This window comes from Undibacterium sp. FW305-107 (assembly GCF_058788535.1).
This window is the reverse complement of record NZ_JBYTAV010000001.1, coordinates 418,935-436,285: the sequence shown is the minus strand read 5'-3', so window position 1 is coordinate 436,285 and position 17,351 is coordinate 418,935. Positions and strand designations below refer to the sequence as shown.

At 51.8% G+C, this 17,351-nt stretch carries 11 protein-coding genes; 4 read left to right on the top strand and 7 right to left on the bottom strand.

Annotation, left to right across the window (positions count from 1 at the left end):
- Positions 1-9: 9 nt before the first annotated feature.
- Complete coding sequence (locus AC3WQT_RS02075; protein WP_492701755.1) at positions 10-1,092, top strand: calcium:cation antiporter; 1,083 nt, start codon at positions 10-12, stop codon at positions 1,090-1,092.
- 186 nt (positions 1,093-1,278) lie between these two features.
- Here the strand turns inward: AC3WQT_RS02075 and AC3WQT_RS02070 are convergent, their stop codons facing one another.
- Positions 1,279-1,845, bottom strand: coding sequence for an NIF family HAD-type phosphatase (locus AC3WQT_RS02070; RefSeq protein WP_492701753.1), 567 nt, complete (start codon positions 1,843-1,845; stop codon positions 1,279-1,281).
- A gap of 268 nt (positions 1,846-2,113) precedes the next feature.
- On the opposite strand from AC3WQT_RS02070, the gene AC3WQT_RS02065 reads away from it, so the two are divergent.
- Together AC3WQT_RS02065 and AC3WQT_RS02060 are read left to right on the top strand one after the other, a co-directional pair.
- Positions 2,114-5,905, top strand: coding sequence for a TonB-dependent receptor (locus AC3WQT_RS02065; protein ID WP_492701751.1), 3,792 nt, complete (start codon positions 2,114-2,116; stop codon positions 5,903-5,905).
- A 125-nt stretch (positions 5,906-6,030) separates the two neighbouring features.
- Positions 6,031-7,524 carry an SEL1-like repeat protein gene (locus AC3WQT_RS02060; protein ID WP_492701749.1) on the top strand — a complete coding sequence of 498 codons (1,494 nt, stop codon included), beginning with the start codon at positions 6,031-6,033 and terminating at the stop codon, positions 7,522-7,524.
- 200 nt (positions 7,525-7,724) lie between these two features.
- On the opposite strand, the gene AC3WQT_RS02055 is transcribed toward AC3WQT_RS02060, so the two are convergent.
- Both AC3WQT_RS02055 and AC3WQT_RS02050 read right to left on the bottom strand, forming a co-directional pair.
- A complete protein-coding gene (locus AC3WQT_RS02055) occupies positions 7,725-8,216 on the bottom strand; it encodes a tetratricopeptide repeat protein (RefSeq protein ID WP_492701747.1) in 492 nt (163 codons plus the stop codon).
- A 26-nt stretch (positions 8,217-8,242) separates the two neighbouring features.
- On the bottom strand, positions 8,243-8,662 hold the full coding sequence (locus tag AC3WQT_RS02050) for a hypothetical protein (protein ID WP_492701745.1): 420 nt from the start codon (positions 8,660-8,662) through the stop codon (positions 8,243-8,245).
- A 154-nt stretch (positions 8,663-8,816) separates the two neighbouring features.
- On the opposite strand from AC3WQT_RS02050, the gene AC3WQT_RS02045 reads away from it, so the two are divergent.
- Complete coding sequence (locus AC3WQT_RS02045; protein ID WP_492701743.1) at positions 8,817-9,641, top strand: M50 family metallopeptidase; 825 nt, start codon at positions 8,817-8,819, stop codon at positions 9,639-9,641.
- 9 nt (positions 9,642-9,650) lie between these two features.
- Here the strand turns inward: AC3WQT_RS02045 and AC3WQT_RS02040 are convergent, their stop codons facing one another.
- The 4 genes from AC3WQT_RS02040 to AC3WQT_RS02025 form a co-directional block, all read right to left on the bottom strand.
- On the bottom strand, positions 9,651-10,430 hold the full coding sequence (locus AC3WQT_RS02040; RefSeq protein WP_492701741.1) for a substrate-binding periplasmic protein: 780 nt from the start codon (positions 10,428-10,430) through the stop codon (positions 9,651-9,653).
- Positions 10,431-10,625: 195 nt separating this feature from the next.
- Positions 10,626-12,485 carry a redoxin domain-containing protein gene (locus AC3WQT_RS02035; protein ID WP_492701739.1) on the bottom strand — a complete coding sequence of 620 codons (1,860 nt, stop codon included), beginning with the start codon at positions 12,483-12,485 and terminating at the stop codon, positions 10,626-10,628.
- Positions 12,486-12,538: 53 nt separating this feature from the next.
- The gene (locus AC3WQT_RS02030; RefSeq protein WP_492701737.1) at positions 12,539-16,030 is read right to left on the bottom strand and encodes a bifunctional diguanylate cyclase/phosphodiesterase; all 3,492 of its coding nucleotides are present in this window, start codon (positions 16,028-16,030) and stop codon (positions 12,539-12,541) included.
- 332 nt (positions 16,031-16,362) lie between these two features.
- Entirely contained in the window at positions 16,363-17,028 is a 666-nt protein-coding gene (locus AC3WQT_RS02025) for a hypothetical protein (RefSeq protein ID WP_492701735.1), read from the bottom strand.
- Positions 17,029-17,351: the final 323 nt, after the last annotated feature.

The following is a 17,351-nucleotide window of genomic DNA, read 5'->3' as shown; positions in this document are numbered from 1 at the left end:
GGAACGAGCATGACCATATCCAACACCTTGCCACGCTGGTCCATCATCATCCCCTTCGCCGCCTGGATTATCCTGGGTGGTGGCATCCTGATCAGCAACTCCCTCTACGCTATCTTGCTGACTATTGCCTTGTTTGGTGGTGTGCTCACTGCCGTCTATCATGCCGAAGTCGTGGCGCATAAAATTGGTGAACCCTTTGGCACACTCCTGCTGGCGCTGGCGGTGACTCTGATAGAAGTCGCGCTGATAGTCTCGCTGATGCTGGCGGGGGGCGAGGTGACAGCTGGCCTGGCGCGCGATACCGTATTTGCCGCCATCATGATTATTTTAAATGGCATCATAGGCCTGTGCCTGTTGGCTGGTGCCAGCCTGCACAAGGAACAAAGCTTCAGCCTGCGCGGGGCCAGCACTTCGCTGGCGACACTGGCGGCACTGGCGATACTGACCCTGGTCTTGCCTAATTTCACCTCGACTGCGCAGGGGCCAGTGTACAGCGCCAGCCAACTGGCCTTTATCGCGATTGTCTCACTGGTGTTGTATGGCACTTTCGTACTGGTGCAAACCGTGCGTCATCGTGATTATTTTTTACCTGCCGCATCCACGGGAGACGAAGAAGCCCATGCCGAGCCACCCAGCAATGGCGTGGCCTGGGCCAGTACCGGCCTGCTCATGCTGTGCCTTGGTGCGGTAGTGTTGTTGGCCAAATCCCTGGCACCGACACTGGAAAGCGCAGTTGCTGCCGCTGGGGCACCGCAAGCTCTGGTCGGTATTATTATCGCCATGGTGGTCTTGTTGCCGGAAGGTGTCGCCGCCTTTCGCGCTGCCCGTGCCAACCGTCTGCAAACCAGTATCAACCTGGCGCTGGGTTCTGCCCTTGCCAGCATAGGCTTGACCATACCGGTAGTAGCGGTGATCTCGCTGACGACGGGTTGGTCATTGAATTTGGGCCTTGATGCAAAATCGATGGTGCTGCTGTTGTTGTCGCTGATGATTACTTCACTGTCTTTGGGAACGGGACGAACCACCATCATGCAGGGCACCATCCATTGCGTGATCTTTGCGGTGTATTTGTTTACGACGATAGTGCCCTAAACTTTTCTTGCGATTTACCATGATAATGGTAAATGGATAGCCGTAGTCGCAGACGTAACTGGAGGTGCATAGTAATGCGCCGCATGTGTGCGTGGTGCACGGCGCGGGTGCTTTCCCAAGGATTGCGATGATCTCATGCGGCGGATTACAATCCACCCTACATCAAGGCGATGATGATTGCCTTTGCTATCCTGAGATGGTATTCCCATCACCTTCCACAAACCGTGTTCGCCAGCCGCGTTTTTCTATAGCGTGGATATTCTCTGCCTGCTTCAATTCCTTCAGATAAGCCATGGCAAGCTTTAGTTCTCTATCGCTGACATCACCTTCAAACATATTCATGCGCATCAGGTTGCCATAGTTGCGGCGCAGCTTCTTGGGTGTGTCGTCCAGCATGATGACTTGCTCAAGCATGTAGCCACGTCGCCTGACTTTATTCAAGTCCTTGACCCATTCAAAATCCTGGTATTCAGGATCAAACACACGCGTGCAGCGTTGCCTTGCCCAGACAAACTTCAAGGGCGGGTCTTCACCAAACAGATGCTTGACGATGACGGCAGCATAGCTTTCTGATGCCGATGTCCAGACGGCACAATCAAAATGTTCAAGACAGAATGCAATAAATTCGCGTACATGCGGACGCAGGTAGACGTGATACGAAAAGAAGCAAAAATCAGCTTCATGTGCGAGTTGTTTTTTTGTCGCGAAGATGAGGGTTTCATCCAGATCCAATATCAGTAATTTCTTGTGCATGGCTTAGGTCAGAGTCGACAGATCAGGCTGCCTGTATCCCTATTATGCACTATGAAAGCTGCGCAATCATTTTTCACAATGGAACAAGTTCCGGCAAATCCTGCCTACGCAAGCTATATGAAAACAACATACGTTTAGCGAGAAAATCTATATAAATCAAATTTGCAAATCAAATAATATCAATACAAGCATTCAGCATTGGGTGCAATAAAAGTGACCTGCACAGCAAGGTCACCTATAAAACTAATAAAACCAATCAGGAGACAGCATGAACAAACGATGCCTAAATAATAGGGGGCAGGACTTGTCGCGTGAGTTGGGCGAGACAGGTATTGCAGCACATGAAGGCTTGAAACTCAAACGCCTGAGTTATGCCATTGCACTGGCTTTGACATCCATGATGGCGCATGATTTCGCCTTGGCGCAAGATACCAAGCCAGCCAGCAACCATGTTACTAAGCCCGCAGAATCAACTGCTGTCGATAAACCTGCAACAAAAACGAGTGGCAAGGATGAAGACCTTTCCACCATCGTGGTCGTTGGTACGCGGGCCTCACAACAATCTGCCATTGACAGAAAAAAACATGCGACTACGGCCAAGGATTCCATCGTGGCCGAAGATGTCGGTGCTTTCCCCGACAGGAATATAGGTGAAGCGATTTCCCGCATATCCGGCATTTCACTCGACCGTGGCGACTTTGGCGAAGGTGTCAGTGTCACCGTGCGCGGTAATGGGCCGGACCTGACCAGGGTAGAGATAGACGGGCAGTCAGTGCAGTCTGCCGGTGGTTCTGACATGAATGGTGGTGGCTTTGGCCGTGCGGTAGAATTTCGCCAGCTGTCGTCCGACCTGATCAAGAGCGTCGATGTGGTCAAGGGCTCGACAGCTGACATGACTGAGGGCGCGCTAGGCGGCGGCATCATCATCACTACCCGCACCGGCCTGGATTTTGCCAAACCTTATATTTCCCTGCGCCTGGCCGGTACGCAAAATTCCATCAACAAGGAGTGGACGCCAGACATGAATCTGGTGCTGGCGAATAAATTCCTGGATAACCGTTTGGGTGTCTTGCTGAATGTGTCTGCGGGTAAGGTCACCAATGATGGTCATTCTTTCCAGCCGACCACCTCAGGTCTGGCGGGTTATGCGCGCTCGCTGGATTTTGACAATTCGCCTAACAAGACCTTTACCTTTAACCCCAGCACCGTATCCACCAGTGACCCCACGGCAACTGCGCCCATCGTCGCATCGCCATTGACAGCCGGTGGTGTCTTTAATTCAGAAACACCGCTGAGCCTGGTCAGCAAGTCTGCCGCTGCCAAAACCAAGGCGGATTGTTATGCAGCTTTCCCGGCACTGACCAGCGTACAGTCCGCTGCCGTGAATGGCACGACAGCCAGAAACGCCGCTATTTCACAGCGTACTTCCGAGCTGGAAACCTGTCTCAATCAATGGAATGATTACACACCTTCACTGGTGCGTTTCATAGAAAAGCGCCAGAAAGAAGACCGCAAATCCTTTGACCTGCGTTTTGACTTCAAGGTCAATGATGATCTCACCGTGTATGTGAAAGGCAGTGGCAACTCACGCAAGGTGCAAGACAATTTCCTGACCTATGGCCTGGGTGGTGTGCGTATCAATTCCACTGACGTGATCTCACCTGCTTTCCGCGGTACCAGCTTTGTTGACTCAGCCACTGGCGTGCGTACTGCCGTGCCAGGCTCTGGTTACTATGTGTACGACAATATCAGTAGCCGTACCGGGCTAGATCCTGCCATGGGGGCAACAGCTAACGTAGTACCCGGTTCCGTGGTGATGGATGCGAATCATCACGTGACCAAGTTCACCATCACGGATGGCTCGGCAAGTACCGACCAGATCCAGAACACGATGGAAACCAAATCGACTTACCTGCAAGGTGGTGGCACCTACAAAAAAGACCGTTTCAAGGCAGAGTTTTTTATTGCCGATGGCAGGTCCGATTTTTCTCGTGCCGACAAGCGCACCAGCTGGTCTACTCCATACGGCGAGGCTACCCTGAGCGTGTTGCCAAATGGTTTGTGGACTTATGCTTTCCCTGCCAATTCCACGTTTGACCAGGCTAATCCTGCGCAGTATTCCACTGTCAATCTTGCGACCAGTGCCCGTGCAGCGGTTGCTGCGACAATCAATAACCCGGCAACGCCAGCCTATACCATTGCCCAGCAACCCATGCTGACGCAGGCCCCGCAAATTTCGTATTCACCCAAGCTGATTGAAACTGGCGAAAAAACAGCCAAGCTCGACCTGAGCTATAACCTGACTGATAAATTGCCCTGGCTGACCCTGGTGAAGACAGGTTTCAATCTGCGTGATGCCAATGCTGCACAGTGGGGCGGCGGCGGTGCGACGATTAAATCTGCAGTCGGTACTTTTGGTGCCGCCGGTTATATCCCGCCGGTCGTGATGCCGACCAATAATCTGCGTGGCAGTTTTGTTGGTTGTGAAAATACACCAGGCTCACTGGGCGCCGGTGGTGCGCCATGTAATTACGGTTACGTAGCAAACACCAATTTGTCGAATACCCTGTATGGCACCACGACACTGACACAGGCGCAGTTCCAGAATGTGATCGCGCAATCCATGATGCCAGCGTCTTCTCAATTCATGGCTGGCTTGCCTGATCGCCCGGCCAGCCTGATCAATGGCTGGAGCCAGATCGATGTGGCCAAAGCCTTCGACTTGCTGGGTGTACCGAACATGAATTTCAATTGCATGAAGTCATGCGTAGGCAGCGACGGCAAAGTGTATGCCCAGCCCGTCAGCCTGAATAGTGAAAAAACCAAGGCTGGCTATTTCATGGTCGAGTTTGACAAGGATGAACTGCCATTTGGCATGGAACTGACAGGCAATATCGGTGTGCGCTATGTCAACACTGAAATACATGCGACCGGGCAGATGTTCTTTACATCGATCACCAAGACTACCGCCTTCGATCCTCTCAATCCTAATGCTGCAGCCGGTGTACAAAGCAGCACCCTGATGAAGAATACTTCACTCGACAGCAATACCACAGACATTTTGCCAATTTCCAATGTCGGTTTGTGGGTGATACCAGAAAAATTCATCTTGCGCTACAGCCATGCCAAGACCGTCGCCAGGCCGCCTATCTCACGCCTGCTGCCATCCGGCACCTGTACTTATGATGAACGCAGGGCAGGTCTGGTCGATACCGATGGCAGTGGTGCTGATATGGGTTGTAGCGGCACCATGGGTAATCCTAATCTGAAGGCGCAATCGAATATCAACCAGAACCTGAGCGCAGAATGGTATCCCAACAAAGATACCATGTTCAGCATAGGCACTTTCAGGCAGACCGGCAAGGTGGGGCCAGCCATTGCAGTTGGCAAATCCAATGTCGCGCTGTTTGCTGGCTCCAATGATGTTGACCCTGTCACCGGCAAGAAATTGTCTGACTTTGAGTTTGGTTATTCAACCTGGGAAAATGGTCCTGCTACTACGCGCAAAGGTATAGAAATTGGCGGCAAGATGGCCTTCACCTTCTTGCCCTGGTACTTCAAATATACCGGTATTGACTTCAATTATTCAAAATTGAAATCCTCCGACTCTGTGACAGTACGTGACCTGCTCACTGGTGATTCGCTGCCACCGACTTTGGAATCCAGCTATACCACCAATGCCTCGATCTGGTATGACGATGGCGCCTTAAGTGCACGGATTGCCTATCAGGCGCGCGCCAGTTACTTCACCTGCATTGCAGGTTGCGGCAATAATATCGCTACGACTTACACTTACCCGAATGATGCTGGTGGTTTTTACCGCGTGCCTTATAACCCCGGCTCACCCAACTTCAGGGATGCCACGGCTTATATCGACGCCAAGATCGCCTATCGCTTCAAGAATGGTTTGGAGATTTTTGCCGAAGCCCGCAATCTGGGTCTGGCAACGACCAGCAGCAGCCAGGGGCAATATGCCGCGTTTGCCAATGGCATACCCAGCCTGAATGATTATGCCTATGCCGGACGCAGAATCATGGTGGGACTCAATATGAGGAACTGATCTCGTACCGTTTTATGGGCAATCCCTGTCTGGCCGAGGACGGCGCAGGAAATTGGTCGACTGGTTTTGCCCATTTTTTAACACCGATGAAAAAATTGTTTGTCAGATGATAGTTACCAGGATCTATGAAATCAAAAATCAACTTGCTGCTCACCACGCTTACCTTGAGTTTGTCAGGCATGACCTTGCTGCCCGCACAGGCGCAACAGGCTGCGCCTGCAGCAGGCGAGGCAACTGCGGCATCAGTGACGATTACGGGCAACCTGACTAAACGACCTACCGCCACGGTCAGGTATCTGGACCGTAGTTCTGCCAGTTCCTGCGCATTTAGTTTTAGCTCTTTTCAGGACGACATTATTAATGATTACCTCGATCACTTCGAGGGCCGCGGGCGCGACACTGATAATACCAATATGGGCCTGGAAGGACCGCAAGGCTTAGGTGATCGCAGCGAAGGTTTTCGCGATAGCAGCCCTTACGGCAATGCAGCCGGTGGTGAGCGATTACCAACTCCTGCAGAAAACAGTGCATCGACCAGTGCTTCTTGCTCACAGGCAGACCGCAATTTTGCTGCAGGGCGCAATTATCTTGCCCGCAAGGACAAAACCCTGGATCAGGCATTTGCCGCCTATGATGCAGGCGAATATGTCAAGGCACTGGACACTTTCAAAATATCATATAAAAAAATTGGCTATGACGAAGCCGCACTGATGCTGGGAAATATGTATTTCTACGGGCAGGGTGTGCAGCGCGATATTCGCCTGGCCATGGAATGGTATGACAAACTCGCTGATTCACGTTTCAACGCCGGACAATACAGTCCCTTCGATGTCAGAGACCCGGAACGCGCATCCCTGCGTGTGCAGGCGCAATTACGTCTGGCCCGTATCTACATGGCAGGGTATCAAATACCCAAAGATCCCGTCAAAGCAAGGTATTGGTATAAACAGGCGGCAGAACTGAATTTTGTGCCAGCGCGTTATGTGCTCGCACGTTTTAACCAGACTGGCTATGGTGGCAGCAAAGATATCAAGGAAGCGCTGAAGCTATATACCAATGCGGCTGAATATGGCTATGCCCCGGCACAACTTTCACTGGGCGATTTGTATTACTACGGCATTGAAGTAGCACAAGATTTTCCGCGTGCCTTTGCCTGGTTCCAGCAAGCCGCCAAACAAAAGAAACCACAGGCGCAATATGTATTGGCCATGATGTATGAGCAGGGGCAGGGCACAAGCGTCGATCCACAAAAAGCCCTGGCCTTTTACAAAGATGCTGCAGTCGCCGGGCACCCGGATGCACAAAATGCATTGGCCACGTATTTTTATACTGGCCAGATAGTGAACAAAGACCTGGCAACTGCCCGCAAGCTGTTTCAAAGCGCCGCCATGCAAAGCCAGCCAGATGCCATGGTGAATTTGGCCGCCATGCTCTTGAATGGCGAAGGGCTGGAAGCAGGTGCAAGCAGGAGCATTGATGAAGATAAGCTCAAGGCTTATGTCTGGCTAAAACTGGCCGCCAGGTTAGGCCGCGAGCAGTCAGCTACAGCGGCAAACAAGCTTGAAACACATTTAACGGATGAGCAAAAAGCACAGGCCAAACGCATACTCAAAACCTGATCCATGCAATGTGCAATATGTTTGATTTTTAGGTGATATGGCGACCTCCTCCCTCCATATCGCCTTGCTACGGCTTGTGATGCACAAGCATACAAGCCGTTTTTTATTTGTGGGATTGGTGGTCCAATCGAGATGGTCGTAAAAGGATAGTCGTAGTCGTAACGAGAGGGGCATTGCAATCCGCCCAACGTTACTCTTTGTCAAGGGTGCGCATCTCTCATTTGTTGCCACTGTATGGCATCTGCAATGCAATATTTTGCAGCTGATACACCATTTTTTTGTGCCAGTTCCAACCAATATATTGCTTCAGTCACACTTTCATTCGTTTTTTTACGTAAAAGCACACAACCGTAACTGTATTGCCCTATGGGGTAACCACCTTCAGCAGAAATTTTGAACCAGTGTAGTGATTTAGGTATATCCCTGCGCCCAACATCGTAGTAGTAGGCCAGTTCATTGGCAGAGATGGCGTCACCGCTTTCAGCTTTGCCAATTAATTCTTGAAGCTTTGCTGGCGACATAGCCATGGGGCCAGTCACATGTGGTTGCGTTGATTTTGTATTTAATCCGGGTTTCTGTGGTGCCGATGTTTGTGCATATGCAAAACAACTGGTGAGTAGAAAAGACAGATATAAGAAAAACCGCAAAATTGGTTCTATTTTTTTATCAAGCGCAGCGCTGGTAAAAACCAACTGGTTTGAACACTGAAGCGTCATTTCTAAAATTTGGCCTGGTCACGTGCAGGCACATCAATCTCATCATTCACAAAATACGAAACCGCTGTTCCTAGTGCCAGCGGGTTGATCTCATGGGCTGATGGATTGTGGTACTCAAGCTTGAGTTTATAGGTCTTGGCAGCATCGACGGTGAGAACAGCGAGGACGGGTCTGTGTGTAGTCTCTGCCTGCATTTCATCAAACAGGGATTGCATCAGCGGTGCCAGCAAATCTGTGTATTCAGGCGGCACTGGCAAGGTATAGATGGTCCTGCCCCACCGGATCACGAACTCGAAGCTGGGCTGGGTTTTATCCTGCGCCAAAAAACGGCAATACGACTGATCCCAGGCTTGCGGGGATTCGGAAGTGAGTTTTAAAAGAACTTTTGCCATCAGCAGGGTAAGTTCGTTTTTCTTGGACATGCAAATTTCCGGTAAGGAGGTATGACGCAATTTTACTATGTTCAGCAGTTTTTTCTATTGCCTTGCAGAATGCATTGCCTGAGCAGAGGGGATGCGCAGGAAACATATACATCTTGGGTTACACTATTGCCAATATTTTTCATCAGGAATGCCCATGGCAGCCCAGCAGACGCCGTTTTATCCGGGATATAGTGCCAATAACCGTGGCCTGGGACACAGGCGCATGTTGCTGTCGCTGATGGCGGTGTTTTTCTTGTTATGGATAGTCTTGCCCTTGCTCCTGCCTGCCCAGGCTTACCTGCTGTACTGGCTGACAGCGCCACTGCGTTATCTGGGTGTGTTTGTGCATGAGATGGGGCATGGCCTGGCCAGCCTGATCAGTGGTGGCTCGTTTTACTGGTTCCAGATGGATGCCAACGGTGGCGCGGCCATCACCAGTGGTGGCTGGCAAAGCCTGGTCTTGCTGGGTGGTTTGCTGGGACCAGCAGTGTTTGGCAGTATCTTGCTGATGATCTCGACCAGGGCAGAAAAATTGCTGTTTGCCTACCTGGTCCTGCTGCTGTTCTTTGTCTGTGGCGCCTATTACATGCTTAAGCCTGTCTTCATGAACAGTGGTATTTATCCCTTGCTGGCGCAATGGCATGCAGCGCATTTGCTGGGCCTGGCCTTGCCGGTGACGCTGATACTGGCTAGCATATTCGTGATGCGGGCATCGGATGCCTGGCAGCGGCTGGTATTGCAGTGCCTGGGCATCGTCATGTGTTATTCGGCATTTAGTGACACCAGTTATATCTTCCAGTATGAAGCTTTGCGTAATGGCATGTACTCAGATGCAAGGGAATTTGCAGCGTTGTTTTCACCATTCAGCGTGCAAGGCTTGCCATGGCTGGTATTCGTATTCTTTGCTGCCTTGATCGCTGTACTGAATTTTGCCTTGCTGGGTCTGGGTGTACTGCGCGCTTTGCGTCAGCCACGCTGACAGCAGCGCTTAGCGAAATTTTTTCTCTATGCTGGCATTGGTGCCATCGTTTTCCATATTCTTCAAGATCATGTTCAGACGCTCTATGCGCTCTTTGGCGACGCCGTGGTTGCAAGCCAGATAAAGTTCCTTGGTTTGCAGGGGCAGGATGGGGATGATCTTGTCTTTCAAGCCCAGGTCTTTGATAAAGGCATGGCCGACCAGTTCGCCGGTGATCCAGAAATCAAAGCGCTTTGCCAGTAATTTTTTTGGATTGTCGCGGTCGGCATTTGCCAGTTCTGACTGATAGCCTTTGGCCAGCAGATATTCAGACACCGCACCTTGACGGTAAGCACCCAGCAGATAAGGGCGCAGATCATCCATGCTGATGGGGCGGCGGGTATCGTCGGCGCGGGCAAAGACGGTCCAGGTGTTTTTCACCAATGGCCCCACCCACTGGAACATGGCTTCCCGCTCAGGTGTTCGGGTAACAACATAAATGCAAGTATTGGCGTGTTGGCGGGCGGCCTGGAAAGAGCGTACCCAGGGGTAGAAATGGATGCTGTAATGTTCTTCAGCGCGCGCCATGAGTTCTATGACTTTTTCCGTTGCCAGGCCTTTTGCCGTTTTGCCATCAGTATCTGGATAATTAAAAGGCGGGAAGTCTTCAGAATTCAGGATCAGGGCTGGTGTAGCGGCAGGCGAAGCACTTGCTGCAATGTTTTGCGGAGGGTTACTTACTTGGGCAAATGCGGCCCCGCATGTGAATAGTGCCAACATAAAGCAGGCATATGCGCCAGCGCTTTTCATTGTCTGCCTCCTTGCCTGGAGTTTGCCCACAGGCTGATCTGGCTACAGTCTGCTGCTGCAGCTTATGTATTCATAATAGCGATTTATTGACGCTACCGGCAAGTTTTACAGGCAGATTTGCAACATGGGACAAGGCAAGTTGCGGGCGGGTTTCAGGCAAGTTTGACCGCAGCGCATGCTAGCCTGCGGCCTGGCTCAATCCGGTATCCAGTCAAAATATCCTATCATCATTTCTTCAAAAGTCTGTTCGCCAAAACGCACGGCCAGTTTGGGATTGGGGTTGGCAGGGTTGGCGCTGGAATTGTCATACCAGGCAGTGGCAGCAATGCGCATGCCAGGTGTCACGGCGACAGGTTCCTGCAATTGATAACTGCTTTGCCAACTGAAATCATACTTGGGGATGTTCAGCAATAAAGTACGCTTGCCCATGGTATCAACCAGTTCCATTTTCCAGGCCTTGCCGCGCAAATGGGCATGTGGCATCAGCGCTGTCAGTTGGCCGGGGCGACGGAACAGGTAGCTGGCTTCGATCTGGTGATTCGCCGCACCTGGTGGTATTTCAAACTTGGCATTGAAGGCGGATTCGCTTTTGACTTCCTTCAACTTGCCACTGGTGTTGGTGGCATCTTCGGCAAACTGGAAGGCGATTTTAGCCTGATCGGTTTGCTCGCTGCCGTTGGGCTGGTAATGAATCTGGAATTTCAGCCAGGCACCCTTGGGGATTTTTTTTGCTGCACCCTCAGGGAAGGTGGTTAATGGCGTACCTGGCACCAGCGCTGCGAAGAAACCATCGATGCCACCAGCTTGCCGCTTGGCCCCCGGTTCTTCCAGGAAGACCAGGATATGGTGTACCACCTTGGGCGCAGTCGGGCGTATTTCCATCGCCGTGACCCATTTGTCAGTGTCAAAATTGGTTTTCAAATAGCTGTATTGATATTCAATGACACCCTGGGCTGGCACTTTATGTGGTTCTGCCACCTGCAAGACGGCATCCGGTTTGAGCATTTCCCAGCCAGGTGCATAGGTGCGCGGGACAGGTGCCTCGGCAGCATTGCCAGCAGGGGTACCAGTTTTTATCCAGGCTGACAAATCAGCCAGTTCCTGATCAGACAGGCTCCTGTCATTGGCCCAGTGGCCGACGCTGCGGTCTGCCCCCCAGGGCGGCATCAGCCGGTTTTCTGTCATGTGGGCGATGATGGTTTTGCGCGCAGCGACTTGCTCAAAGTTTTGCAGCGGCATGGGCGCAACGCCGCCATCGCGGTGGCACATTTCGCATTTCTGCGCGAGCAGGCGGCTGATGCGGTTGTGGTAGGTGACAGGGCGTTTTTGCGCTACTTCACCTGCATGATCGGGCAGCAGGCAACCTGTGGCGGTAGTCTGCGCTGTGCTAATGTCCTTGCCCGCCAGGTATTCTTTCAATGCCTTGTGCAACCAGGGTTTGCTGACAGCATCCTTGTGCACGCCGATCGCATACTGGTCATCAATGGCACCACGATACAGCAGCGTGCCACGATGGTCGGCAACAAAGACTTCAGAGGTCGAAGCAGCCCGCAGTGCATTGCTGAGGCTGCGGTCGGTGTCCAGCACTACGCGGCCCTGCAACTGACTGCCGGATGCACTCTGCCTGGCAGCCGCAGCGGTATGCGGGCTGACATCGATATACACGAAATTAAAACCTTGCGCAGTATATTCTTTTTCGAAATCAGCCAGGCGCGGTGCATAGCGCTGCGACACCGGGCACTCTGCATCACGCATGACGATAATGGCACCACGCTTGCCAGCCAGTTGCGCCAGACTGCCTGCGCGGCCATCGACATCCTTGAATTTGACATCGACCAGGCGCTCACCTACATGATGGCCAAAGCTGTATACAACAGCAGTGTTTGACTGGGTGCTTGTCTGGGTATTTGCAACTACAGCCGCATTGCTGACAGCAGCATAAGAAAACATGTGAAAAAACAGGACTGAGAACGACAGTTTTAATCCAGGCTTCATCTTGTAAGTGACGCTTTCAATGAGTGTGTGCGGCGTGTAGTGTGTAGCGTGCAGTGGCACGGCGGTCAGCTAATTTACTGCAGTTCTCAAATTTTGTCAGCAAGGCAAGAAGCTCATTTGATAGTACTGTCAGACGGTGCCAGATGTGCCGCAATAAAGTCCGCGATAGGCACGGGTTTGCCAAAGTGATAGCCCTGGTAGGCAAAGCACCCCTGGCTGGCCAGGTAATTTCTTTGTTCGGCACTTTCCACGCCTTCAGCAATGACGGACAAGCCCATGCTCTGGCTGAGAGCGACAATGGTTCTGGCAATGGCAGCATCGTTAGGGTCGGTCAACACATCGCGCACAAAGGACTGGTCTATCTTCAACTGGTCCAGTGGCAGGCGCTTCAGGTAAGTCAGGGACGAATAGCCGGTACCAAAATCGTCAAGAGAAAAACACAAGCCAGCGGCCTTCAGTTTTTCCATCTTGATGATGGTGTCTTCTACATCATCAACCAGCAGGCTTTCTGTCAATTCCAGTTTCAGCAATTGTGGATTAGCCCCGGTTTCCTGCAGGATGCCCAGTATCTGTTCGACGATGTCCAACTGCCTGAACTGGCGGGCGCTGACGTTGACAGCGATGGTCAACTGCGCACTGACAGCATCATCAGCCCAGCTCAGCAATTGCTGGCAGGCGGTACGCAAGACCCATTGCCCAAGTGGGAGGATCAGGCCGGTAGCCTCTGCCAGCGGGATGAATTCAGCCGGTGAGATCATGCCGCGTTGCGGATGCTGCCAGCGTACCAGTGCTTCGGCACCCAGCAATTCACCATCGCGGCCAACCTGCGGTTGGTAAAACAGGCGCAATTGCTGTTCACGCAAGGCGTCGCGCAATTCTTTTTCCATTTGCGCGCGTGAGCTGACTACAGCTTGCATGGCCGGGTCAAAAAAGCGCAGGGTATTGCGGCCAGCAGTCTTGGCTGCATACATGGCCAGGTCGGCCTGCTTCATGAGCTCTTCATGACCATTGTCATGCTCAGCGATCAGGGTCGCACCTATGCTGGGCGTACTATGGCATTCATAGCCTTCCAGATCGTAAGGCTGGTTTAGTGCGGCAAGGATTTTCTTGCCTACCATTTCTATCTGGCTGGCTGCTTCATGCAAGGATTCACTGAGGTTTTCCAGCAAGAGCACAAACTCATCACCACCTATGCGTGCCACGGTATCCCCTTCACGTACGCAATGCGTCAGGCGTTCTGATACTTGCTGCAACAGCAGGTCACCGGTGTAATGGCCCTGAGTATCGTTGAGGGTCTTGAAATTGTCGAGGTCGATATACATCAGCGCACCCTTGCGGCCACTGCGGGCGCATGCCAGCAGGGCTTGTTGCAGACGGTCAGTCAGCAGGCGGCGGTTGGGCAGATGCGTCAGCGGGTCATAAAAAGCCAGGGTCTTGATTTCATCTTCGGCCGCCTTGCGCATGGAGATGTCAACCAGGGTGCCGACATAATGCAGTAGCTCATTGTTGCGGCCATACACGGCAGTGATGGCCAGCCACTGCGGACTGATATGACCATCCTTGTGGCGGTTCCAGATTTCACCCTGCCATGAACCACTCATGCCCAGGTGCACATCCATATCGGCAAAAAATTCCTGGTCATGACGGCCAGAATTGAGGATCTTGGGGCTTTGTCCTATCGCATCTTCGCGGCTGTAGCCGGTGATTTCGGTAAAGGCGCGGTTAACTTGCTGGATGATCTTGTTTGCATTGGTGACAAACATGCCTTCATGCGACTCAAACACGGTGGCCGCCAGATGCAGGCTTTGCTCGGCCTGTTTGCGCGTTGTGATATCGCGTACAAAAGCCGGAAACAATTCCTGGCCGGGCAGGTAACGTACCGAGACTTCAACATCGATGATACGTCCATCCTTGCACTTGTGCCTGGCTTCAAACTGCTGGGCACCTGCCTGGCGCACGCTATTGAGCCTCTCTTCTACCAGCTTGCCATGGTATTCATCCATTACATCGACATCATCGATATTCAGGGTCAGCATTTCTTCGCGGCTATAACCCATCATGCTGCAGGCAGTTTCATTGACGGCGCGCAGATTGCCGTACTTATCCAGCAGCCAGAAGGCATCCATGGCCGTTTGCAGGATCAGTTCATCCAGATCGGTCATGCGCTTGCGTTCAGTAATATCCACTGCCAGCCCGCCAAGCTGGCGCTTGCCATCCGAGCCAGTGAATACAAACTTGTTGACCAGCCACCAGTTCACGCTTTCGTCAGGACTATCCGATGGCCAGATAGCTTCGTCCTGCTCACCGCTTGCCAGCAGGGCCAGGTCACTGGAGCGATAGCTGTCGGCAATCTCTGCGGGTAAAATATCATGATCGGTTTTACCTATGACCTGGTCAGTCTGGAAAGAAAAACGCCGCAAGAAATTATCGCTGACAAACTGGTAGCGGCCATCTTCATCCTTGATCCAGGCAACGATGGCACTATTGTCGAGAAAGGCACGGAACAATTCATCATTATGCTGCTGTGCTGCCAGCATGCGGTTGAATTCATTGGCTACCGCCTGCAACTCGCCCGGCCCTTCCAGTCTGGCCCTGGCACCCAGGTCCCCTTTCTGTACTGCACGGGCAACGCTTTCCAGCGCTGTCATGGGCCTGGTGATACGCAATCCGAATGCGCGCGCTACCACCCACAACATGATGATCATCAGCAAGGCCAGAATGATGGCTTCAGCCGCACGTTTCCTGGCCTGGGCAAAGATGGTGTCCGCCGGGACACCGACAAAGGCCACCATGCCATATTCAGGCATGGGCAGGACTGAAAAGAAGCGGGTCACGCCATCTACTGCCAGGCTTTCAAATTCACCTTTTCTGGTTGCCACGATGCGCCTGGCAGCATTGGCATTGGGACGCGTACCTATGACATGGTCAGGATCAAGATTGCGCCAGACCATGATGCCATCATCGCGAAAATAACCAAAACGGCTGGAGTCAGGCAAAAACTCAGAGGGAATGCCAGGATCATAGAAGTTCACATCCAGCGACAAAACCACCACGGCGATGATAGCGTTCTCCCTGTCGCGTACAGGCAGGCTCATGATCGTGCTCCAGGGGGCGGAGGCCTGTATGCGGCGTGGTGGCGAGATTGTCAAACGCCCGGTCTTCACGGTCTCTGCAATCTCGCTGATGTTGATCATGTCCTTGACCGCTGTCGCAGAACCATTGCGGGCACTGCACAGGATATTGCCTTGCAAGTCAGTAATCGCCAGGCGTGCATAGGCAGGATCAAGGCTGGCCAGGTTGGTCATTTTTTCAGGACAATCCTGTAACTGCAATTGCCTCACCAGCGGCAGGTTGGCAACCCCGGCCATGATTTTGTGTGCCTGATCCAGTTTGCCATGGGTGTTCTTGATCATGACGCTGGTCATGGTCTTGAGTGTGGTCTTGGTGTAGTTGGTGGATTGCTGGAAGTCGTAATAAATACCAAATGCCACAGCTGCCACCAGTGGCAATGATACGGCCAGTACCAGTATCAGCAAATAACTGCGTATAGACCTCGCAGGCGCGGTTGGCGCTGATGTCGATAAGTCTTCACGCGTTTCTGTCATCTTGCTTTCCCACAGTGCAGGGTCTGAATGAAAAACCGTTTGAGATCAATAATCTAACATGTTATTAGCATGTTATTAGCAGGATATTCTTTTCAAAAGGTGACTTGCAGCAAGATTTAACTTTATGGAATGTTGTTGGTATCTAATTAATTTTAATCGCCATTACCTGATTTGACCAGTGCTTGAGTACGCCTGCAAACCCGATGCATCAAATCCTGCGTTCACAGGATCTGTATCACTGACAAGCAAGATGGCAATTAAGATAGTGGGAAGACCATTATTGGCGCATAGCCTCTGCGCCGCTTGTCCACAGATGGCGCAAATCAATTTGCTTAAGCAAGCCGATGCTGCGTTGGTGTTGCGTCACTGGTGCCGGTCTGTGGTTCGCGCAAGACCAGCAGAGTATCTTCTGCTGCAGGAGGGTATTTGTCGGTGAACAGTTTTTTCACCAGATGGGCGACGCGGTTTTTTTGAAAGTCTTCAAACACAGTCAAAATCCGCTGCACGGTTGGCACCTGGAAGCGCAATTCTGCTTCCACCATGGGTGAAATCCAGTCAGTACGCCAGACCATGTCACTGCCATCATTGAGTGGCAGATGGGCAATTACTCCTGCACCTTCAGCATTGCTGACCAGCGGGCAGGCCAGTGCAGGTCTGAAGTCGGCAGCATAGTGTTTTCTGAGCGTGCCAAGGCCAAAATCGATGAGATATTTGTCTTCTACCAGACAAACCGCATGGCCTTCTTTTTGTCCTTGATGGGCAAAGCCTTGATAGCCTATATAGAAAACCCCGTTACCTTGCCTGATCTCAGCGTAACAGCCCTGTACCTTGGCTGTATAGCCCTTGGCCGTCAGTATCTGCGCCAGCATGGCCGACATGGCAAAACAGGAACTGCCAAAGTGATGGAAAAATCCGAGTATGTCAAAATCATCCGCAATCCGGCTCAAATCTCTGGCCAGGTCCGCGTCTTTTACTACTTGTAGAAATGCTGTGTTCATTTGCTAAAGATGGCTACGACAGCGCCATGCAGGCACGCCACCATCCGTAAAACTATTAACCAACAGCAATAATATCAAGTTTACATTGTTTAACAATATTATTTTAGTGACAAATCATGGCCATTTGTAAGTAAATATTTCGGAATTGAAATGCTAGTGCGATTTGCCGGTAAATCTTGATGATTCCTGCATCATTTCCCGACTGGATCAGCATCCATGGCTATTTTTGCATGGCCAGGTATTTTGCCCAAATCGCACGATGCACCTGGTTTTATCTCTGCCATTGCATGGCAACTTAACTTTCCTCGTGTCATCAGTGTGGG